Annotated in this window: 18 protein-coding genes and 1 tRNA gene; 10 read left to right on the top strand and 9 right to left on the bottom strand. The window is 66.0% G+C overall.

What is annotated here, in order from left to right; all coding sequences use genetic code 11:
* Positions 1 to 7: 7 nt before the first annotated feature.
* Complete coding sequence (locus E8L99_RS11600) at positions 8 to 430, top strand: ASCH domain-containing protein (protein ID WP_137099681.1); 423 nt, start codon at positions 8 to 10, stop codon at positions 428 to 430.
* The gene (pheT, locus tag E8L99_RS11595; RefSeq protein WP_137099680.1) at positions 427 to 2,844 is read left to right on the top strand and encodes a phenylalanine--tRNA ligase subunit beta; all 2,418 of its coding nucleotides are present in this window, start codon (positions 427 to 429) and stop codon (positions 2,842 to 2,844) included. Before E8L99_RS11600 ends, pheT begins: the two co-directional genes overlap by 4 nt.
* Positions 2,845 to 3,251: 407 nt before the next feature.
* On the opposite strand, the gene ccrA is transcribed toward pheT, so the two are convergent.
* Positions 3,252 to 4,529, bottom strand: a complete 1,278-nt coding sequence (ccrA, locus tag E8L99_RS11590) for a crotonyl-CoA carboxylase/reductase (protein WP_137099679.1) — start codon at positions 4,527 to 4,529, stop codon at positions 3,252 to 3,254.
* Between the two features lie 318 nt (positions 4,530 to 4,847).
* Between ccrA and E8L99_RS11585 the strand changes: the two genes are divergently transcribed.
* From E8L99_RS11585 to E8L99_RS11560, 6 genes are all read left to right on the top strand, one after another.
* Entirely contained in the window at positions 4,848 to 5,102 is a 255-nt protein-coding gene (locus E8L99_RS11585; protein ID WP_137099678.1) for a GlsB/YeaQ/YmgE family stress response membrane protein, read from the top strand.
* 115 nt (positions 5,103 to 5,217) lie between these two features.
* Entirely contained in the window at positions 5,218 to 7,194 is a 1,977-nt protein-coding gene (locus E8L99_RS11580; RefSeq protein WP_137099677.1) for a protein meaA, read from the top strand.
* Between the two features lie 66 nt (positions 7,195 to 7,260).
* Positions 7,261 to 7,956 (top strand): Type 1 glutamine amidotransferase-like domain-containing protein, encoded by a 696-nt coding sequence (locus tag E8L99_RS11575; RefSeq protein ID WP_137099676.1) that lies wholly within the window; start codon positions 7,261 to 7,263, stop codon positions 7,954 to 7,956.
* Positions 7,850 to 8,251, top strand: coding sequence for a DUF4267 domain-containing protein (locus tag E8L99_RS24040; protein ID WP_256371388.1), 402 nt, complete (start codon positions 7,850 to 7,852; stop codon positions 8,249 to 8,251). Before E8L99_RS11575 ends, E8L99_RS24040 begins: the two co-directional genes overlap by 107 nt.
* Positions 8,248 to 8,658: a PaaI family thioesterase gene (locus E8L99_RS11565; protein ID WP_210421804.1), complete on the top strand. Its 411-nt coding sequence runs from the start codon at positions 8,248 to 8,250 to the stop codon at positions 8,656 to 8,658. The genes E8L99_RS24040 and E8L99_RS11565 overlap by 4 nt, the downstream gene beginning before the upstream one ends.
* A 57-nt stretch (positions 8,659 to 8,715) precedes the next feature.
* Positions 8,716 to 10,335 (top strand): AMP-binding protein, encoded by a 1,620-nt coding sequence (locus E8L99_RS11560; protein WP_137099674.1) that lies wholly within the window; start codon positions 8,716 to 8,718, stop codon positions 10,333 to 10,335.
* On the opposite strand, the gene E8L99_RS11555 is transcribed toward E8L99_RS11560, so the two are convergent.
* From E8L99_RS11555 to E8L99_RS11545, 3 genes are all read right to left on the bottom strand, one after another.
* On the bottom strand, positions 10,304 to 11,512 hold the full coding sequence (locus E8L99_RS11555; protein WP_137099673.1) for a GNAT family N-acetyltransferase: 1,209 nt from the start codon (positions 11,510 to 11,512) through the stop codon (positions 10,304 to 10,306). The two genes, E8L99_RS11560 and E8L99_RS11555, sit on opposite strands and share 32 nt — an antisense overlap.
* On the bottom strand, positions 11,509 to 12,909 hold the full coding sequence (locus E8L99_RS11550) for a lipopolysaccharide biosynthesis protein (RefSeq protein WP_252511369.1): 1,401 nt from the start codon (positions 12,907 to 12,909) through the stop codon (positions 11,509 to 11,511). Before E8L99_RS11550 ends, E8L99_RS11555 begins: the two co-directional genes overlap by 4 nt.
* Positions 12,910 to 13,026: 117 nt before the next feature.
* A complete protein-coding gene (locus E8L99_RS11545; protein WP_137099672.1) occupies positions 13,027 to 13,938 on the bottom strand; it encodes a peptidylprolyl isomerase in 912 nt (303 codons plus the stop codon).
* A 374-nt stretch (positions 13,939 to 14,312) separates the two neighbouring features.
* Between E8L99_RS11545 and secA the strand changes: the two genes are divergently transcribed.
* Both secA and E8L99_RS11535 read left to right on the top strand, forming a co-directional pair.
* On the top strand, positions 14,313 to 17,093 hold the full coding sequence (gene secA / locus E8L99_RS11540; RefSeq protein ID WP_137099671.1) for a preprotein translocase subunit SecA: 2,781 nt from the start codon (positions 14,313 to 14,315) through the stop codon (positions 17,091 to 17,093).
* Positions 17,094 to 17,249: 156 nt separating this feature from the next.
* A tRNA-Ala gene (locus E8L99_RS11535) sits at positions 17,250 to 17,325 on the top strand.
* A 130-nt stretch (positions 17,326 to 17,455) separates the two neighbouring features.
* On the opposite strand, the gene E8L99_RS11530 is transcribed toward E8L99_RS11535, so the two are convergent.
* Genes E8L99_RS11530 through E8L99_RS11510 form a run of 5 tightly spaced genes read right to left on the bottom strand, consistent with a single transcriptional unit; the run spans position 17,456 to position 21,215 of the window.
* Entirely contained in the window at positions 17,456 to 18,160 is a 705-nt protein-coding gene (locus tag E8L99_RS11530; RefSeq protein WP_215907075.1) for a GntR family transcriptional regulator, read from the bottom strand.
* Entirely contained in the window at positions 18,157 to 19,080 is a 924-nt protein-coding gene (locus tag E8L99_RS11525; protein ID WP_137099670.1) for an aminotransferase class IV, read from the bottom strand. Before E8L99_RS11525 ends, E8L99_RS11530 begins: the two co-directional genes overlap by 4 nt.
* Before the next feature lie 12 nt (positions 19,081 to 19,092).
* Positions 19,093 to 19,875, bottom strand: a complete 783-nt coding sequence (locus E8L99_RS11520; protein ID WP_137099669.1) for an amino acid ABC transporter ATP-binding protein — start codon at positions 19,873 to 19,875, stop codon at positions 19,093 to 19,095.
* A gap of 3 nt (positions 19,876 to 19,878) precedes the next feature.
* Positions 19,879 to 20,544 carry an amino acid ABC transporter permease gene (locus E8L99_RS11515; RefSeq protein WP_137099668.1) on the bottom strand — a complete coding sequence of 222 codons (666 nt, stop codon included), beginning with the start codon at positions 20,542 to 20,544 and terminating at the stop codon, positions 19,879 to 19,881.
* Positions 20,541 to 21,215, bottom strand: coding sequence for an amino acid ABC transporter permease (locus E8L99_RS11510; RefSeq protein ID WP_137099667.1), 675 nt, complete (start codon positions 21,213 to 21,215; stop codon positions 20,541 to 20,543). Before E8L99_RS11510 ends, E8L99_RS11515 begins: the two co-directional genes overlap by 4 nt.
* Positions 21,216 to 21,220 lie beyond the last annotated feature (5 nt).

Genomic DNA, 21,220 nt, shown 5'->3' with positions numbered 1-21,220 from the left:
CGCTGCGATGCGCTTCGATCCCGCCCAGTATCCGGACGCACCGCGTTGGCCCTTTGGCGACAGCCCGGAGCTGGCGGACGAGCTGCTGGCGCTCGTGCTGGCGGGACAGAAGCGCGCGACCTGCAACTCGCTCGCCGATGCCAAGGCGCGCGGACTGATGCCGAAGCTCGGCGAAATCAATATCGTGCTCGACGGCGCCGGCCAGCCGGCCTGCAGCATCGAGACAACAGCCGTGGATATCATGCGGTTCGACGCCGTCGACGCGGCTTTTGCCGCGGAAGAAGGCGAAGGGGACGGCTCGTTGGCCTTTTGGCGCGACGCACATCAGGCCTACTTCCGGCGTCAGGGTACCTTTGACGCCGACATGCTCGTTGTTTGCGAGCGCTTTGCATTGCGCGACATTTTCGAAAGACCGGAACCCGTCCGATGAAGTTCACGCTCTCCTGGCTCAAGGACCACCTTGAGACCGACGAAACGCTCGATTCCATCGTCGAGGCGCTGACCCGCATCGGCCTGGAGGTCGAGCATGTCGACGATGCCGGCGCCCGGCTGAAGGACTTCACGATCGCCTATGTGATCTCGGCCGAGCAGCATCCGAATGCCGACCGGCTCCGGGTCTGCATGGTCGACACCGGCTCGGGCGATCCGGTTCAGGTGGTCTGCGGCGCGCCGAATGCGCGCACCGGCATGAAGTCGGTGTTCTCGCCCCCCGGCACGTTCATTCCCGGCAAGAAGATCACGCTGGGCGTCGGCACGATCCGCGGCGTCGAGAGCCGAGGCATGCTGTGCTCGGCCGCCGAGCTCGAGATCTCCGAAGACCATGACGGCATCATCGATCTGCCGGCGGATGCGCCGGTGGGCGAGCGCTATGCTGACTGGGCGAAGCTCGGCGATCCCGTCATCGAGATCAATCTCACGCCGAATCGCCCGGACTGCACCTCGATCCATGGCATTGCCCGCGATCTGGCGGCCGCCGGTCTCGGCAAGCTGAAGCACGAGCGTGCGCCGCATATCGAGGCCAAGTTCCCCTGCCCGCAGAAGGTCGAGCTGCGCTTCGATGGCGCGGACAAGAAGTTCTGCCCGGCCTTCGCGCTGCGCCTGGTGCGCGGCGTCAAGAACGGCCCCTCGCCGGAATGGCTGCAGCGCCGCCTCACTGCCATCGGCCTCCGTCCGATCAATGCGCTGGTCGATATCACCAACTACATTACCTTCGACCGTGGCCGGCCGCTGCACGTGTTCGACGCCAAGAAGGTGCATGGCACGCTGGTGGTGCGCCGCTCCGCCAAGGGCGAGACCGTGCTGGGTCTCGACGGCCGCATCTACGGCTTCACCGGCCAAGAGACGGTGATCGCCGACGACAATGGCGTGGAATCGATTGCCGGCGTGATGGGCGGCGAAGCTTCCGGCTGCGACGAGACGACGACCGACGTGCTGATCGAATCGGCGCTGTGGGATCCGATGGATATCGCCCGCACCGGCCGCAATCTCGGCATCATCACCGATGCGCGCTACCGGTTCGAGCGCGGCGTCGACCCGATCTACACGGTGGAAGGCTGCGATCTCGCGACCCGCATGGTCATGGAGTTCTGCGGCGGCGAGGCCTCGGAGCTGTCGCTCACCGGCGAGATCCCCGAGCAGAACCTGATCATCCATTTCCCGTTCCACGAGACGAAGCGGCTGACCGGCCTCGACGTGTCCGACCGGGAATCGCGGCGCATCCTGGAAAGCCTCGGCTTCATGGTGTCGGGCAACGGGCCCAGCGTGAAAGTGGCCCCGCCCTCCTGGCGCCCGGACGTGCAGGGCAAGGCCGATCTCGCCGAAGAGGTCATGCGCATTGCCGGCGTCGACCGCGTGCCCTCGACCCCGCTCGATCGCGGCGGCACGGTCCCGAAGCCGGTGCTGACGCCGATGCAGAAGCGCACGCGGCTTGCCAAGCGGACGCTTGCCGCCCGCGGCATGGTGGAAGCCGTCACCTGGAGCTTCGTGTCGAAGGCCAATGCCGAAGCCTTCGGCGGTGGCCAGCCGGAGCTTGCGCTCGCCAATCCGATCGCCGCCGATCTCTCGGACATGCGCCCGACCCTGCTCGCAGGGCTGATCACTAGCGCGCAGCGCAATGCCGATCGCGGCTTTGGCGACGTCGCCCTGTTCGAGGTCGGCCAGATCTTCCGCGGCGACCGTCCAGAAGACCAGCAGATCGCGGCCTCGGGCGTGCGGCGCGGGCTTGCCCGGCCGGCCGGCACCGGTCGTCACTGGCAGGGTGCGGGTGCAGCCGACGTGTTCGATGCCAAGGCCGATGCGCTGGCCGTGCTGGCGGCAGCAGGCGCGCCGATGGCCGGCATCCAGGTGGTGGCGGGCGGTCCCGCCTGGTTCCACCCGGGCCGCTCCGGCACGTTCCAGATGGGTCCGCAGAACGTGTTCGGCTGGTTCGGCGAACTGCATCCGACGGTGCTGGAGGCGCTCGACGTCAAGGGGCCGATCGTCGCCTTCGAGCTGATCCTCGACAAGATCCCGGCCCCCAAGCCGAAGACCTCGCGCGCCAAGCCGCAGCTGGCGCTTTCGGCCTTCCAGCCGGTGGAACGCGACTTCGCCTTCCTGGTCGATCGCGCGGTCAAGGCCGGTGATATCGTCAAGGCGGCGCAGGGCGTCGACAAGCAGCTGATCACCGGCGTCTCGGTGTTCGACATCTACGAGGGCAAGGGCATCGACGAGACGAAGAAGTCGGTCGCTCTCAGCGTGGTGCTGCAGCCGCGCGACAAGACGCTGACCGATGTCGAGATCGAGGCTGTGGCGGCCAAGGTTGTCGCGGAAGTGGCGAAGAAGACCGGGGCGACGCTCCGGGGGTGATGGCAGGCACAGGGGGTTCCGGGCCAAGCGCCCGGTTCATGCCCTTTGCAATCATGTGCCGTTTCAAGCACCGACGTCATCCCCGGCGAGGCGAAGCCGAGGGAAGGGGATCCAGATTTCTTTAGCTGGACCCTCCACAACGATTCCTGGACCCCCTTCCCTCGCCCTTCGGGCTCGCCGGGGGTGACGGACTGAGCGTGAGACTGCGCGAGACAAGCAGTTCGGACGGCAATTTCACTTGGCGCGCCCTCTCCTCACCTCATCCAGAGGTGCGCGGCGAAGCCGAGCCTCGAAGAATGAGGTACTTCTCGTGGGTGCCCTGGCGTGGCCCAAAAACGTAAATGCCCGGCACAAGGCCGGGCATGACTTTGGATAGGATGTGCTGAAAGCCGAGAGGCCAGCCGTTATCAGCCGCCTGTCGCCTCGATCACGTCGTCGAGCGTCCTGAGACCCGGCTTCGGCGAATTGACCAGCACGGCCATGTTGCCCGGCGCATGCTTGTTGGCGAGCATCAGCGCATGGGCCGCCGGGATCTTGTCCCAGGGGAACAGCTCGCTCATGCAGGGGTCGACACGCCGGTCGAGCACGAACTGGTTGGCGGCGGCGGCCTGTTTCAAATGGGCGAAATGCGAGCCCTGCACGCGCTTCTGGCGCATCCAGACATAGCGGGCGTCGAAGGTGATGTTGAAGCCCGAGGTTCCCGCGCAGAAGACGATCATGCCGCCGCGCTTGGCGACAAGGCAGGAGACCGGGAAGGTCGCTTCGCCCGGATGTTCGAAGACGATATCGACATCCTTCTTGCCGGTGATGTCCCAGATCGCCTTGCCGAACTTGCGGGCTTCCTTGGTCCAGGCCGTGTACTCGTCGGAATTCACCGTGGGCATCTGGCCCCAGCAGTTGAAGTCCTTGCGGTTGATGACGCCCTTGGCGCCGAGCTGCATGACATAGTCGCGCTTGGTCTCATCCGAGATGACGCCGATGGCATTGGCGCCGGCGGCCGCGACAAGCTGCACGGCGAACACGCCGAGACCGCCGGATGCGCCCCAGACCAGCACATTGTCGCCGGGCTTCAGCGTGTGGGGCGGATGGCCGAACAGCATGCGATAGGCGGTGGCGAGCGTCAGCGTGTAGCAGGCCGCCTCCTCCCATGGCAGGTGCTTCGGCTTCACCATCAGCTGGCGCGACTGAACCCGGCAGAACTGCGCGAAGGAGCCGTCCGGCGTCTCATAGCCCCAGATCCGCTGGGAGGAAGAGAACATCGGGTCGCCGCCGTTGCACTCCTCGTCGTCGCCGTCGTCCTGGTTGCAATGGACGATGACCTCGTCGCCGACCTTCCAGCGCTTCACCTTGGACCCGACGGCCCAGACGATGCCCGAGGCATCGGAGCCGGCGACGTGGAACGGCGCCTTGTGCACGTCGAAGGGCGAGATCGGCTGTCCGAGGCCGGCCCAGACGCCATTATAATTGACGCCGCCGGCCATCACGTAGATCAGCACTTCCTCTTCGCCGAGCGTCCAGGTGGGCACGACCTCGACCTTGAACGACTGTTCCGGCGGCCCGTGGCGGTCCCTGCGGATGGCCCAAGCATACATGTTGGCCGGCACATGGCCGAGCGGCGGGACCTCGCCGAATTCGTAGAGATCCTTGAGCGGCTTGGCCGCGGGGGCGGTGGCTGGCTCTGCCATGGTGTTACCTCGATGGGAGTGCGGACCTTCTGTGAACCGGGTCCTGATCCTGAAATTATGTGCACCGCAACATGGATGTGCAAGTGCGAAATTCCGTTTCCCGACAGGATATGTCGCGATAGTCCCTCCATCTTTCGTCTTATTGCGCGCATTGTCCTCCGCCGACAGGTGAAGGGCCGTTTTGCCGCACATGTCTGGCCCGCTGGAACTACGAGCGCCCTCGCGCGTTACTTGTTCCGCATTCGCGCAGGTATTCAGCCTGTGCAGCGAAATTGCCGGCAGGCGGGCAGACCGCTCCGGCCAAAGGGAGACCTGACCATGCCTATCGAAAGTCTGTTCGTGCTGCTGATCGTGGGCGCGGTGGCTGGCTGGCTCGCTGGCGTCATCGTCAAGGGCTATGGCTTCGGCCTCATTGGCAATATCGTCGTGGGCATTGTCGGCGCGCTGATTGCCACCTTCCTGTTGCCGAAGCTCGGCGTGCGGCTTGGTGGCGGCATCACATCCGCAATCTTCAGCGCGACCATTGGCGCGGTGATCCTGCTGTTCCTGCTGAGCATCGTCCGGCGCGCCTGACACGAGTCCGGTGGCGCCGCGCCGCATCGCTGCGGCGCGGTCCGTCTTTCGCTGCATTGCAATATGCCCGGGCAGAGCACAGAATGTCGCTCAAAGAACCGCTCGGGAGGCGAAGATGCGCAGCAAAGACACGCGCGACAAACCCTGGTTGATCCGCACCTATGCGGGCCATTCGACCGCGGCGAAGTCGAACGCGCTCTATCGCGCCAATCTCGGCAAGGGCCAGACCGGCCTGTCGGTCGCCTTCGACCTGCCGACCCAGACCGGCTACGACGCCGACCATGTTCTCGCCCGTGGCGAGGTGGGCAAGGTCGGCGTGCCCGTCTCCCATCTCGGCGACATGCGCACCCTGTTCGACGGCATTCCGCTGGATGCCATGAACACGTCGATGACGATCAATGCCTGCGCGGGCTGGATGCTGGCGCTCTATGTGGCGGTGGCCGACGAGCAGGGCGTGCCGCGCTCGTCGCTTGCCGGCACGACCCAGAACGACATCCTGAAGGAATATCTGTCGCGTGGAACCTATGTGTTCCCGCCCGAGCCGTCGCTGCGGCTCACCAAGGACACGATCCTGTTCACGACGGCCGAGATGCCGAAGTGGAACCCGATGAATGTCTGCTCCTACCACCTGCAGGAGGCCGGCGCGACGCCGGTGCAGGAACTGGCCTTCGCGCTGGCCAATGCCATCGCCATTCTCGACACGGTGAAGGCGTCCGGCGAAGTCCCGGCGGGCGGCTTCGGCGAGGTCGTCGGCCACATCTCGTTCTTCGTCAATGCCGGCATGCGGTTCGTCACCGAGATGTGCAAGATGCGCGCCTTCGTCGACCTCTGGGAGGAGCTCGTCGAGACCCGCTACGGCGTCACCGATCCCAAGCAGAAGCTGTTCCGCTATGGCGTTCAGGTGAACTCGCTGGGCCTGACCGAGCAGCAGCCGGAGAACAATGTCTACCGGATCCTCATCGAGGCCCTGGCGGTGACGATCTCCAAGAAGGCGCGCTGCCGCGCGCTGCAGCTACCGGCGTGGAACGAGGCACTCGGCCTGCCGCGCGCCTGGGACCAGCAATGGTCGCTGCGCCTGCAGCAGATCCTCGCCTTCGAGACCGACCTCCTGGAATTCGGCGACCTGTTCGACGGCAATCCGGTGGTGGAAGCCAAGGTCGAAAGCCTCAAGGCCGAGGCGCAGGCCGAGATGAAGCTGATCGAGGAGATGGGCGGGGCGATCGCCGCCGTCTCCTACATGAAGTCCAAGCTTGTCGAGAGCAACAGCAAGCGTCTCGAGGCGATCGAGGCCGGCGAACAGGTGGTGGTGGGCGTCAACCGCTTCACCGAGACCGAGCCCTCGCCGCTGACCACCGGCGAAGGTTCCATCATGGTGGTGGATCCCGCCGTCGAGGCGGCCCAGGTCGCCAATCTCAAGGCCTGGCGCGAAGCGCGCGATGCCGGGGCCGCGACCAAGGCGCTGGCCGATCTGCGCGCCGCCGCAACCGAAGGGCGCAACATCATGGAGCCCTCGATTGCGGCTGCGAAGGCCGGTGTCACCACCGGCGAATGGGGCCAGGTGCTGCGCGAGGTGTTCGGCGAATATCGGGCACCGACGGGTGTCGGGCGTGCTGCGCGCGCCGAGACCGGCGATCTGGGGCCGATCCGCCTTGAGGTGGAGCAGGTGTCGCGGGCACTTGGCCGGCGCATCAAATTCCTGGTCGGCAAGCCCGGCCTTGATGGCCATTCGAACGGCGCCGAGCAGATCGCGGTGCGCGCGCGCGATTGCGGCATGGAGGTGGTCTATGAGGGCATCCGCCTGACGCCTGCCGAGATCGTCAATGCGGCGCTGGAAGAGGGCGTCCATGTGGTCGGCCTGTCGATCCTGTCCGGCAGCCATATTCCCCTCGTCACCGAGGTGATGGAGCGGATGCGCGAGGAAGGGCTGGAGGATGTGCCAGTGGTGGTCGGCGGCATCATCCCGCCGGAGGACGAGGCCGTGCTGAAGAAGGCAGGCGTCGCGGCGGTCTATACGCCGAAGGATTTCCAGCTCAACGCCATCATGGCGGATATCGTCAGGATCGTCGGCGAAGGCGCCAAGCAGGCGGCGTGAGCCCGCTCAGGGAGCGTTGCGAGCCGATGGTGAAAAATTGCTCACCCGTCGCTCCAGGAGCAAATCATGATTAATGCCGTCCTCTACAGCGATCAGATCATTCCAGCGAACGAGAAAGTTGACCTTCGCCTATTGGAATTGATGAAAGGGCGCGGTTCTCGGATTGGTTATGTCCCTTCTAGTCCAGAGCCCGACTTCAGGTTCTACAAAGAGAGACAAAGCTATTATGGACGTCTACACCTAAACCTCGACGTCTTTTACGACCTTGATCGAGAACACAGCAATGCCGAAACAAATATCTTGTTGGCATGCGATGCTATCCATCTGTCGGGCGGCAACACCGCTGCTTTTCTTTCTCGTGTACGCCGCAGCGGCATGCTCAAGAAATTGCAGGACTGGGCCAACAATGGAGGTCTGTTAATCGGAACAAGTGCCGGTGCAATTTTGATGACCCCGACTATTGCGGTGGATGCTCTGTTCAGCGCGAGACGCCCCGAAGACGTGGAAGAGGGTGCGGCGCTCAATCTGGTGCCATTTGAGTTTTTCCCCCATCTTCATGAAAAGCAAAGCTACCTGCCAGACTTGATTACCTACAGCACGCACAATTCCAGACCCATCATCGCCTGCCCGGACGGAGATGGAATTGTCATCACAGATGGCGTCGTGGAATGTGTGGGCGATCTTCTTTGGCTTTCAAAAGGGTCGGTCAGTCCGTTGGAAGGGCGCCGATTCCAGTGTTGCATGCCCTTTGATCTCGCCTAACGTATATCTGTGCCCCTTTAATGTTCAGGGGCCCATCTATGGCAGCCGCACCATGCTGCTCGGCGCGATCGCCCTGGTGCTGCTGTCGCTGCGCAATGTGCGCGCCCTGGCCTGGATGCTCGCCATCGGCGCATTCCTGCCGTTCTTCGATATGGGCCTGATCATCAGCCAGACAGGGCCTGGCCCGATCCTGCTTCGTCACGCCGCCTATATCGTCTGGTTAGGCCTTGCCGCGCTGCTCTTTTGGCGGCTGGCACCTGAGGCGGCATCACCCAGCCGGGAGGCGTTGTCATGACACTCCCCATCCTGGAACAGATCAGGGCCATCAACGCCTCGGCGCCGTTCAATCGCTGGGCGGGGTTCGACGTCACCGCGGCCGGCGAGGGCCGTGCGGAGATCCGCCTCGCGATGCGCGATGAGCTCACGCAATATTCCGGCTTTCTGCACGCTGGCGTCACGGGTGCGCTGATCGACACGGTTTGCGGCTTTACCGCTGCAACCGTTGCGGGGCGTGTGCTCGCCTCGCACTATCAAGTCGGATTCTACGCGCCGGCGGTTGGCCAGCTCATGATCGCCCGGGGCCATGTCGTGAAGGCCGGCAAACGACAGATCTTTGCCAATGCCGAGATCTTCGCGGTCGCCGATGGAGAGGAGCGGCTGGTCGCCGGTGGCAGCAGCGTCCTGATGGTAGCAACGGGCTAGCGACTGGACCGCATGGCCGCGTTGGAGTACCGGTCTCGGCCCCTGTGAGTTCCGGCCATGCTCCCTCCCCTTCGCGACTATGACGCTCTCGTCCGTGCCTTCCGCTGGCAGATCCCAGAGCGCTACAACATTGGCGTCGATGTCTGCACGCGCTGGGCGAAGCTGGTGCCGGACCGCGCGGCGATCCTGTGGAAGAAGCCCGACGGCACGATCGAGCCGGTGACCTACGGGCGGCTGGAGGAAGCCTCCAACCGGCTGGCCAATGTGCTGGTGGCCAAGGGTGTGAAGCGCGGCGACCGTGTCGCGCTGGTGCTGGCACAAGGGGCGGCCGCGGCCATAGCCCATGTCGCGATCTACAAGATGGGCGCCATCGCCGTGCCGCTGGCGGCGTTGTTCGGCACCGATGCTTTGGCCTTCCGGTTGTCGGATTCCGGCGCGCGCGCGCTGATCACCAATGGCGAGGGCCTCGCCAAGCTCGACCAGATCCGCGACCAGTTGGGAGAGCTCTCTGTCGTCCTGTCGGTCGATGGCGCCGGCGACCATGGCGTGGCCGACTTCTACGACAGCCTGGAAGAGGCTTCGTCGCGCTTCGAGGCGGTTGACACCGCCGCCGACGATCCCGCCATGATGATCTACACGTCCGGCACCACCGGCCAGCCCAAGGGCGCGCTGCACGGCCATCGCGTGCTGCTCGGCCATCTGCCGGGCGTGGAGATGCCCCACGAATTCTTCCCCCAGCCGGGCGACCGGATGTGGACGCCGGCCGACTGGGCCTGGGCGGGCGGCCTCCTCAACGTGCTGCTGCCGTCGCTGCATTTCGGCGTGCCGGTGGTGGCCAAGAAGTTCGAGAAATTCGATGCCGACGAGGCCTTTGCGCTGATGGCGGAGATGGAGGTCAGGAACTCCTTCGTGCCGCCGACCGCGCTGCGCATGCTGCGCTCGGTGGAGGACCCGCGCTCGCGCCACAAGCTGGTGCTCCGCACGCTCGCCTCAGGCGGTGAGGCGCTGGGCGCCCAGACGTATGACTGGGGCCGCGAGGCGCTGGGGCTGACCATCAACGAATTCTACGGCCAGACCGAATGCAATCTCGTGCTGTCGTCGTCGGCCGCACTTGGCGTCAGCCGTGCCGGCGCCATTGGCAAGCCGGTGCCGGGTCATACGGTCGGCGTCATCCGCGATGACGGCTCGCTGTGCGACCCCGGCGAGCGCGGGCAGATCGCGGTGCAACGGCCCGACCCCGTCATGTTCCTCGGCTACTGGAACAAGCCGGAGGCGACGGAGGCCAAGTTCATCGGCGACTGGATGACCACCGGCGACCAGGGCATCGTGGATTACGACGGCTATGTGCATTTCTTCGGCCGCGACGACGATGTCATCACCTCGGCCGGCTACCGCATCGGCCCCGGCGAGGTCGAGGACTGCCTGATCAAGCATCCTGCAGTGTCGCTCGCGGCGGCCGTCGGCAAGCCGGACCCGCTGCGCACCGAGATCGTCAAGGCTTTCGTCGTGCTGAAGCGCGGCGTCGAGCCGTCAAAGGAACTGGAGGAGGACATCCGCGACTTCGTGAAGACGCGCATGTCGACCCATTCCTATCCGCGCGAGATGGAGTTCATCGACGAATTGCCGATGACCACGACCGGCAAGGTCATCCGCCGGCTTTTGCGCGACCGCCCTTGAGCCGCGCGAGCAGGGCCTTGGCGGCGCGCCGCGCTCCGAGACGCAGCCGCTCCGTGCCGGCGACGATCCGGTAATCGACGCTGGGCCGGCCCGGAGGCACCGCGATATAGCGGCTGGCTATGGCCATGCGTTCCGGCCAGATGCGGTCGATCATCGAATGGCCGGGAATGGCGCAGGAATCCACGAGAGCAAAGCGGCCGTCCTCGGCGAGATCGGCTGCCAGCGCCTGGGTCAGCAGGATGCCAGGGGAGTAGCGCGCGAGGGTCTCGTCATAGGCCGTCTTCCAGTACCAGGCGCGGTTGCCCGCCGCGAGGACGACGCCAGCGGCGATCGGGCGGCCGTCCAGTGTGAGCAGGTCGATACGGGCATCGCCTGCCTCGGCAAGGCCCAGGGCAACCTCGTGGAAGAAGGCGAGCGTCTCGCCGGAGCCTGCCAAGGCGGTGCCCTTCCGGCCTTTCCAGCCGTCGGCCTCAAGCTTCAGGAACGCATTGGCGGCAATGTCCATCGGCAGGTCGCGGGCCGTCGTGCAGTGACGCAGATCGCCGGTCTCGCCGAGGCGGCGGGAGAGGCGCCGCATCTCCTTGGACGGTTTCGGCGGCGCAGCCGTCATCACCGCGCGCCGATGATGGTCGAAAAGATCGACCCGGCGATGGCCAGCTGAAATGAGCCCTTCGAGCGCCTGCGACGCCGGCCCCTCGTCAGCCAAGGGCCAATCGAGCGCCGCAACGCCGGCATCGGCCAGATGCCGGAACAGGGCGTCGAGAATATCGGCCTCCCTGCCCCGCTCCATCAGCGGCAGGCCATAGGGCGCATAGGGGTGTGTCCAGAGCGAAAAGACCAGACCGCGGCGGCGGAAGCGTCCCGCCGCGAAGCCGACGAGAAAGCCGTCGCGCTCGATCACCACGGCGCCGAGGTCGGGCTCCTGATCGATCGCCCTCGCGGCCAGCGCGAAGGCCGGGCACAGGAAGACATTGGGCTCGGCGCAGGCGGCAAGGGCGCGCCAGGCCGCCTCGAGCTGCGCCCAATCTTCAGCCTCGACCCAGCGTGTGGTCAGAGCGCCTGCATCCCGGTCGGCGGTGCCATAGGGCTGGAGCGGCGGCGACGCCATGCGATCCAGCCGATCATCCACCGGATCGAGGGGAGCCAGGTGCGGTCTTTGGGTGAGATCGGTGCTCATTCGGCGGCTGCCGGACTACGGCGCGCGAAGGGCGAGACGGTCAGGCCAAGCCTGGTGCGGGTCACCCAGAACAGCAGGACCGATTCCAGGGTCAGGGCAATGGCGGTGGCGCTGGCGGCTCCCATCATGCCGAAGGGCGGGATGAGCAAGACGCAGAGGATCACGGCGGTGGCGAAGGCGGTGGCATAGATCAGCGCACAGAGTCGCTGCTGGCCGGACATGGAGAGCAGCCGCTCGACCGGGCCAACCGCCGCGCGGGCGAGAAGGCCGATCGAGACGACGAACATGGCGGGATAGCCCGCGACGAAATCCGGGCCGAACAGCATGAGGAAGGGCTTGCCCAGCGCCAGCACCACGATCGTGGCTGCGAGCGAGGGATAGAAGGTCCAGCGGATCGAGGCCGACAGGAATTCCGACAGCTTCTGGCGGTCGCCGGCGGTGTGATATTCGCTGAAACGGTGGGCAGCCGCGGCGGCGACCGAGAAATAGATGAAGGCGACCAGCGCCAGCGTCTTCACCGCGGCCCAGTAGATCGCGACCTCTTCCGCTGGGCGGAACTGCTTCAGGAGGATGATGTCGGTATAGGTCAGGGCGAGATAGAACGCCTCGACCAGGAAGATCGGCACCGAGGTGGCGAGCCAGAAGCGGCCCTCATAGCGGCGCGGGCCGGCAGCAACGCGGCCCTTCAGGCGGCGCCCGAGCAGCCAGAACTGGATCATGCCAGCAGCCCAGGTGGCGATGACCGCGGCCGCCATGGCGGTGGTGGCATTGGCCGCAAGGCCGAGCATGTGGCCCGCCGCCATGCCGGCGAGCAGGATGACCGGTCGGATCAGATAAGGTGGGCCCAGCGCCAGGTCGGTCCAGTTCTGCGACCGGGCAATGCCATCCTGGATGTCGGTCAGCACATAGAGCGGCAGACAGATGGCCGCGAGCGCCAGAGGCACGCCGAGGCCGGTGCCGATCGAGGGGCCTGCGAGCCAGAGGCCGGTGAGGCCAAGGGCCGCGATGACGGTGCCGGAGGCCATGCCGATCAGCCGCGCGCCCTTCAGGAAGCCGCGCAGGCCGTCCTCGTCGCCGCGGCCGGCATATTCGGGAATGAAGCGCTGGGCGGCGGAGGCCAGGCCCAGATTGGAAAAATGTCCGAGCAGCAGAACCCAGACCCAGACCGAGACATAGATGCCGAATTCGGAGCCGCCCATCCAGCGGGCCATCAGCACCTGGCTGACATAGGCGATGGCCGCGCTCATGACGCGAATGATGAAGGCCGCGCCCGCCATGCGCTGGGCGATGGAATGATCGCCGCTGCCGGTCAGGACCGAGCGCAGGCGGTCAATGACGGCCGATGGCGACAGGAGCGTCTTGGCGCCCCGCCCCATCTCGGCTTCGTCGGAACCCATGACAGACACGAGCGGCTTCCCCGGCGGGCCGGCCCCGTCCTGCGACGGAGCCCGATCCAAGATGCCCTCAATAGCCTGCCCTGCCTTAAGAAACGGTTCGAAAGGCAGGGCTGTTGGTCAGGGCCTGGCAGGGGCCGGGGTCGCCGGGGCGGCACCCGGCGCAGGAGCCGGAGCGGCCGGCGGCAGCAGCCGCTCGACCTGGGCCTCGGAGCGCAGCTTCTGCACCAGCTCGGCCTGGGCGCGACGGGTCAGGAAGTCCTCGATCTGGCCACGAACCTGCTCGAAGGTCGGGATCGGGCGCTCGCGCTTCTCGACAACCTTGATCACATGCCAGCCGAACTGGGTCTTGACCGGCGTCTCGGACAGCGCGCCCGGCTGCATGGCGAAAGCGGCGGTCGCGAATTCCGGCACCATCTGGGCCTTGGAGAAGAAGCCGAGGTCGCCGCCATTGGCACCGCCCGGATCCTTCGACTTTTCCTTGGCGAGGGTCGCGAAATCGGCACCGCCGCGCAGCTGGGCGATGATCGCCTTCGCCTCTTCCTCGGTCTCGACGAGGATGTGGCTGGCGCGCACTTCCTCCTCGGGCGTGATCCGCGAGCGCTGCTCGTCATAGACCTTGCGCATCTCGGCTTCGGTCACCCGGGAGGCCGTCTCCGCGTTCAACAGGCTCTCGACCAGCAGCTTGTTGCGGTAATAGGAGAGCTTGCGGGCGAAATCCGGGCCGTTCTGGATGTTGCGAGCCTCCGCCGCGCGGGCGGCGATCGTCAGGTCGATGACGAAGCCGAGGAGATAGTCGCGCTTCTGGTCGGGGTTCATCTGGGCGGTCGCCTGGCCGCCGATATCCTCTTCAGCCGCGTCGAGATCGGCCTGGCGGATCTCGACGCCGAAGACCTTGGCAAGAACGGCGTCCGGCGCCAGCCGGGCGGCAGGCGCGGGTGCGGCGGGGGCCGCAGGGGGCGTCTGCGCCATCAGGGGGCCGCTCAGGCCGAGAACAAGGGCTGCGAGGGCAAAAGGAAGGCGAACGGTCATCGGAAGCGGGCCTTTGTCACGGTTGGCGAGGGTCGGCTACGCGGTGCCGCTGGTCGGGCAATGCACGAATGAACAGACCATGCGGCAGAACGTCTGGGACAGCCTTTGGGTTCACTGCGCCGGGTGGGGCAGGAATGCCCGGTTCGCGCTGAATTGACAACCCTTTCCACCGTCCATATCTACCGCACGTCTTGGTGAATGGGTGGGATCGCCCCTCGTCCGGGATTCCCTGCTCGGGAATGAAGACGGGACCGCCCTGGGTGGCCCCTCAACCTGCCTTGTGAGGCCGGTGACATGAACCGATCGGCAGTTGGGTGCGACCCATCTGCTCAACCGGTCCCCTGTCAGGCGCGGCCTCAAGCGAAGGAACGATCATGCTCGGTGCGCTCGCCCGCAAACTCTTCGGCAACGGCAATGACCGCCGGATCAAGGGCTACCGGCCCCGGATTGACGCCATCAATGCGCTTGAGCCGGACATGGAGAAGCTGTCCGACGAGGCGTTGCGCGCCCGCACCGATACATTCCGTGCCGAGCTCGCCGCCGGCAAGACCGTCGACGACCTGCTGGTGCCGGCCTTCGCAACCGTGCGCGAGGCCGCCCGCCGCGTGCTGAAGCAGCGCCATTACGACGTCCAGCTGATCGGCGGCATCGTGCTGCACGAGGGCGCGATCGCCGAGATGAAGACCGGCGAGGGCAAGACGCTAGTTGCAACCCTTGCGTGCTATCTCAACGCATTGCCCGGCAAGGGCGTCCACGTCGTCACCGTCAACGACTATCTCGCCAAGCGCGACGCCGAGTGGATGGGCCGCGTCTTCGGCTTCCTCGGCATGACCACCGGCACGATCGTGCACGGCATGGACGATGCCCAGCGGCACGCGGCCTATGCCTGCGACATCACCTACGGCACCAACAACGAGTACGGCTTCGACTACCTGCGCGACAACATGAAGTACTCCGTCGAGGAGATGGTTCAGCGCGGGCACGCCTACGCCATCGTCGACGAGGTGGACTCCATCCTGATCGACGAGGCGCGCACGCCGCTGATCATTTCCGGCCCGCTCGACGATCGTTCCGACTTCTACGCGACCATCGACCGGTTCATCCCGATGCTCGCCAAGGAAGATTACGAGATCGACGAGAAGCAGCGCACAAGCTCGCTGACCGAGAGCGGCAACGAGAAGCTCGAGAAGGTGCTGGGCGAAGCCGGCATCCTGAAGGGCGAGCTCTATGACGTGGAGAACGTCTCGACCGTCCACCACGTCAACCAGGCGCTGAAGGCCCACAAGCTGTTCCAGCGCGACAAGGACTATATCGTCCGCAACGGCGAGGTCGTCATCATCGACGAGTTCACCGGCCGCATGATGCCGGGCCGCCGCTATTCGGAAGGCCTGCATCAGGCGCTGGAGGCCAAGGAGCGCGTCCAGGTCCAGCCGGAGAACCAGACGCTCGCCTCGATCACGTTCCAGAACTATTTCCGCATGTACGGCAAGCTTGCCGGCATGACCGGCACGGCCAATACCGAGGCCGACGAGTTCATGGACATCTACAAGCTCGAAGTCGTCGAGATCCCGACCAACCGCGGCATCGCGCGTCTGGACGAGGACGACGAGGTCTACAAGTCGGTTCCCGACAAGTATCAGGCGATCATCGCCGAGGTTGAGGCCGCCCGCGCCAAGGGCCAGCCCGTGCTGGTCGGCACGACCTCAATCGAGAAGTCCGAGACGCTGGCCGAGATGCTCAAGGCCCACGGCTTCATCCAGGTCGACCTGGAGGACCCGGCAGCCTTCGCGCCGCTCTATGACGCCGACCAGGCCAAGGCCGTGCAGGTCTTCGCCGTGCTGAACGCCCGCTATCACGAGCAGGAAGCGTTCATCGTCTCCCAGGCCGGCGTTCCCGGCGCGATCACGATTGCCACCAACATGGCGGGGCGCGGCACCGACATCCAGCTTGGCGGCAATGCCGACATGCGCATCTCGGTCGAGCTCGCCGACATGGAGGACGGCCCCGAGAAGGAGGCCAAGGCCGAGGCCATCCGCGTGCAGGTGGGCGAGCTGAAGCAGCGCGCGCTTGCCGCAGGCGGCCTCTACATCATCGGCACCGAACGCCACGAGAGCCGCCGCATCGACAACCAGCTGCGCGGCCGTTCCGGCCGCCAGGGCGATCCTGGCCGATCCAAGTTCTACCTGTCCCTGCAGGACGACCTGATGCGCATCTTCGGGTCGGACCGGATGGAGGGCATGCTGACCAAGCTCGGCCTCAAGGAGGGCGAGGCGATCGTCCATCCCTGGATCAACCGGGCGCTGGAAAAGGCGCAGCAGAAGGTCGAGGCGCGCAATTTCGACATGCGCAAGAACGTCCTCAAATATGACGACGTCGCCAATGACCAGCGCAAGGTGATCTTCGAGCAGCGCATCGACCTGATGAGCCAGGCCGACCTCTCCGAGATGGTCGGCGACATGCGCCATGGCGTCGTCGAGACCCTGGTGCACGCCCATATCCCGCCGGATGCCTATGCCGAGCAGTGGGACACCCAGACGCTCAAGGACGAGATTTACCGCGTCCTCAACCTCGACCTGCCGGTGACCGAGTGGGCGAAGGAAGAGGGCATTGCCGACGAGGAAGTGATCGAGCGCGTCTCCAGGGCGGCCAATGAGATGATGGCCTCGAAGGCCGCTCGCTTCGGCCCGGACATCATGCGCCAGATCGAGAAGGCGATCGTGATGCAGGTGCTCGACCACCTGTGGCGCGAACATATCGTGCAGCTCGACCATCTCCGGCAGGTGGTGGGCCTGCGCGGCTATGCCCAGCGCGATCCGCTGAACGAGTTCAAGTCGGAAGCGTTCCAGCTGTTCGAGAGCCTGATGGACCGGCTGCGCGAGATGACGACCCAGCAGCTGGCCCTGGTCGAACTGCAGGAGCCGCCGCCGATGCCGGACCTGCCGCCGATGAGCGCCCATCATGTGGACCCGCTGACCGGGATGGACGAATTCGCCGCTCTCGGCGCGGCCTCGCCGGGCTTTTCAGCGACTGCTGCCGAACCCAATCCGGAGCGCGATCCGAACGATCCGCGCACCTGGGGCAAGGTCGGCCGCAACGAACTCTGCCCCTGTGGCTCTGGCAAGAAGTTCAAGCATTGCCACGGGCAGAACATGTGAGGGTTTGCGGGGCGGACGCCGCGCCCCGCATGTCGCCTCAAACGCCTGAGGAACCACGCGACGTGACCGCATGGTGGCACGCCGGTTGCGCGGTGGATCAGCTGCCGCCACGCTTGACACGCCGGAGGCCCAGACCCTAAAAGGCCGCTCCGGGCGGGGGCTGTAGCTCAGATGGGAGAGCGCTGCAATCGCACTGCAGAGGCCAGCGGTTCGATTCCGCTCAGCTCCACCAGCCCGTCTTGACAAAGCCCGGCCGTTCAGCCGGGCTTTTGTTTTGTCGCGACATGTCCGTGGGTTAGCTGAGGGCGCACCCGACGTCCCGGGTGGCGATGCTCAGGCAGGGTCCGACCTGCCGATGCCGTTCAGTCTCCGGCGGCGACGATGCGCGCCACATAGTCCTGCAGATGGTCGAGGCCGCGCTGCATGTGATGGTCGAGTTCCGCCAGCATCAGGTCGAGCCGGTCGCCGGTCGCGAGATCGACATAGGCGCGGTGGGCATCGTCGAGCGGACCGGAGCGGCCATGGGCTTTCTGATGGACCGCGAGGTAGAGATGGAGACGGGGCGCAATCCGGTTCCAGGCCTCCAGAAGCAGCTTGTGACCGCAGAATTCGTAGACGGTTGCGTGGAGCCGCACCTCGGCCTGCGACGTGGCGAAGCCGTCGCCGCTGGGCAGCGCCGCCAGCAGGGCTTCGTGCCGTGCCCTGAGGGTCGCGGCAAAGGCCTCGGTCCGATGGTCCCAGATCTGCGCGAAGGCAAGGCGCTCCATCGCGGTGCGCAAGGAATAGATCTCACCGACGTCGTGGCGCGACAGCGACATGACGCGGGTGGCGGTATAGGGCACCGAGACGAGGAGACCCTCCTCGACGAGTTGGCCCATTGCCTCACGCAAGGGGCCGCGGCTGACCCCGAACTCGGCCGCGAGCTGCTGTTCCGTCACCGTGCTGCCCGGCGCGATGGAGCCGTCGATAATGGCCTGGCGCAAGCGCTCGGCGACCAGGTCGCGGAAGGTCGCGCGCCGGAGCGGCGCGACGCCCGTTTCCATGGCGAGGCCCGCCGCGCGGCTCATCGGGCGACCCAGGCCTGGTAGTGCTCGGAGGCGAGCTTGGTCATCGCTCCGGGCGTGCCGGTGCCAATCACCCGTCCGTCAATTTTCGTCACCGGCGTGACGCCGCCGAGCGTTCCGGTAATGAAGGCCTCGTCCGCGGCATAGACCTCGGCGAGCGTGAAGGGACGTTCCTCGGCGGGCAGTCCCGCGGCGCGCCATGCATCCAGCACGGCCTGGCGGGTGAGGCCCTTGAAGCAGAAGGCGCCGGTGGAGGTCCACAGCGTGCCGCGGCGCACGATGAAGAAGTTGGTGGAGTTGCAGCTGGCGACGAAGCCCTGCGGGTCGAGCATCAGGGCTTCGTCGGCGCCAGCATTGATGGCCTGGATCAGCGCCTGGATCAGGTTGAGGCGGCTGTGCGAGTTGAGGCGCAGGTCGAAGACATCCGGCGTGCTTGTCCGGAAGGCGGAGGTGAAGAGGGACAGGCCGCGGGCCTTCGATTCCGGGCGCGGCGTCTTGTATTCGGCGACGATGACGATGGTCGCCTTGCCGATGACGAAGCGCGGGTCCTGGTTGACCGTCTTCTTGATGCCACGGCTCACCATGAGACGCACATGGGCGCCATCGGTCATGCCATTGCGCGCCAGGGTCTCGTTCACCGCGGCGGCAACCCCGTCACGGTCGAGGCCGATGTCGAGGGCGATGGAATTGGCGCCCTCGAAGAGCCGGTCGAGATGGGCGTCGAGCTGGATCAGCCGGCCGTTCTTGAGCCGGAGGCCCTCCCAGACGCCGTCGCCCAGCACGAAGCCGCTGTCGAAGACCGAGACACGGGCTTCATGGCGCGGAACGAAGGCGCCGTCGACATAGACGAGAACCGCCTCGTTGCGCGGATCGTCGAGATAGCCCTGGGCACTGCCCGCGGTGGAAGTCGCTGCGCTGGTCATGGCACTGTTCCGTCAGAAGCTGAACCGGCGATGGCCGGCGATGAAGTCCTGGGTCAGAGGCCGGCGCGGCGCCTTCAGCACCTCGTCCGGCGTTCCCTGTTCGTAGATGCCGCCCTCGGCGAGGAAGAGGACGCGGGTCGCCATGTGATAGGCGAAGCCGATCTCGTGGGTGACGAGGATCATGGTGCGCCCTTCGGCGGCAAGCGCCTGGATCGTGTCCAGAACCTCGCCGACGAGCGCCGGGTCGAGCGCAGACGTCGGCTCGTCGAACAAGAGGATCTCCGGCTCCATGGCCAGAGCCCGCGCAATCGCGACGCGCTGCTTCTGCCCGCCGGACAGATGCGCCGGATAGGCCTCGGCCTTGTCGGCGAGACCGACGCGGGCGAGTTCGGCGAGGGCGCGCTCGGCGGCCGGCCCGCTCGCCATGCGCTTCACCGTGACGAGCCCTTCCATGACATTGCCGAGCGCCGTCATGTGGGGGAACAGGTTGAATTGCTGGAACACCATGCCGACGCGCTGACGCAGCCGGTTGAGGCTTGCCTCGTCGTAGCGGATCTCGGTGCCGCCGGAGCGCTGGCGCTCCGTACCGACCGGCTCGCCGTTCAGGATCACGCGGCCGGCGTCGGGTCGTTCGAGAAAGTTGATGCAACGCAGCAGCGTGGACTTGCCCGACCCCGATGCGCCGATGAGGGCGATGCGGTCGCCACGCTTCACGTCGAGATCGACGCCGGAGAAGACGGCCTTGTCGCCGAAACGCTTGTCGAGGCCCGCGAGCCGGAGGAGAGGCGTGTCCATGGCTCAGTCGCTCCGTGCGAGCCGCCGCTCGAGCGCATAGGTCGCGCGCACCAGCGGGTAGAGGAAGAGGAAGAAGAGGGCGCCGATGACGGTGTAGACCTCCAGCGGATTGAAGTTCAGCGAGGCGATGAGTTTGCCCTGGTGCAGGAGCTCGATATAGGCGACCACCGAGGCCAGCGTCGTCATCTTGAAGATCTCGATGCCGCGGTTGGTCAGGGCCGGCAGCACCCGCCTCAGCGCCTGCGGCAGGACGATCCGCCGGAGCGTCTGCAGGCCGGACATGCCGATGGCGCGCGCCGCCTCCCATTGGCCCGGCTCGATCGACTGGATGCCGGCGCGGTAGATTTCTGCCGAATAGGCGGCCGAGTTCAGCGAAATGCCAAGAATGGCCGCCGCGAAGGGCGTGATCTCGACCGGAACCAGCATTGGCAGGGCGAAATAGAACCACAGGATCTGCACGAGGACCGGCGTGTTCCGGAAGAACTCGATGAAGCCGATGGACACCCATCGCGCCATCCGCCAGCGGGACCGCCGCGCCAGCGCCACGACCAGGCCGAAACCGAGGCCGATCACCAGGCAGATGGCGAAAAGCCGCAGAGTGCCGATGGCGCCCATGGCCAGCGCCTGCCAATTGTCGATGAGCGGCGTGAAGTCCCAGCGATAGGTCATCGCGCCATCTCGCCGCTTTGCGCCATGCGCCGCTCGACCAGCGCGCCCAGTGCGCTCACCAGCGTGATGGTGACGAAATAGAGGAGCGCCGCCGCGGTGAAGACCTCGAGGGGACGGAAGGTCTTCTGGGCCAGTTCGTTCGCCTGATAGAGGAGGTCGGCATAGGAGACGGTGGCGACGAGAGTGGTCGTCTTCATCAGCTCGATCGAGCGCTCCATCATGGCGGGGAACATGCGCTTCACCGCCTGGGGCAGGATGATGCGCCGCATCGCCTGCGCCTTGCTCATGCCGATGGCGCGGGCCGCCTCACTCTGCCCCTTGTCGACCGAGACGATGCCGGCGCGAAAAATTTCGGCGAAGAAGGCCCCGGACTGGATCGTGAAGGTGAGAGCCGCGGCGAGATAGGGCGTCATCTCGACCTTCAGGATGATCGGCAGCCCGAAATAGAACCAGAACAGCTGGACGAGCGGAGGCGTCGTGCGGAACACCTCGATGACGAGCCCGGCCGGGGCCGCCATGAGGCGATTGCCGGACAGGCGCGCCAGCGCCAGCGCGAGGCCGACCGGCAGACCGCCGGCCAGCGCCACGCCTGTCAGGACAAGCGTATTGCCAAGGCCTGCCAGCAGCAGGTCACCATGCGCCCAGATCGGCGTGAAGTCCCAGCGGTACACGGGAG

It is taken from the genome of Phreatobacter aquaticus (genome assembly GCF_005160265.1).
GTDB lineage: Bacteria > Pseudomonadota > Alphaproteobacteria > Rhizobiales > Phreatobacteraceae > Phreatobacter > Phreatobacter aquaticus.
Note: the sequence above shows the minus strand (reverse complement) of the source record. Positions and strands in the feature narration are given on the sequence as shown.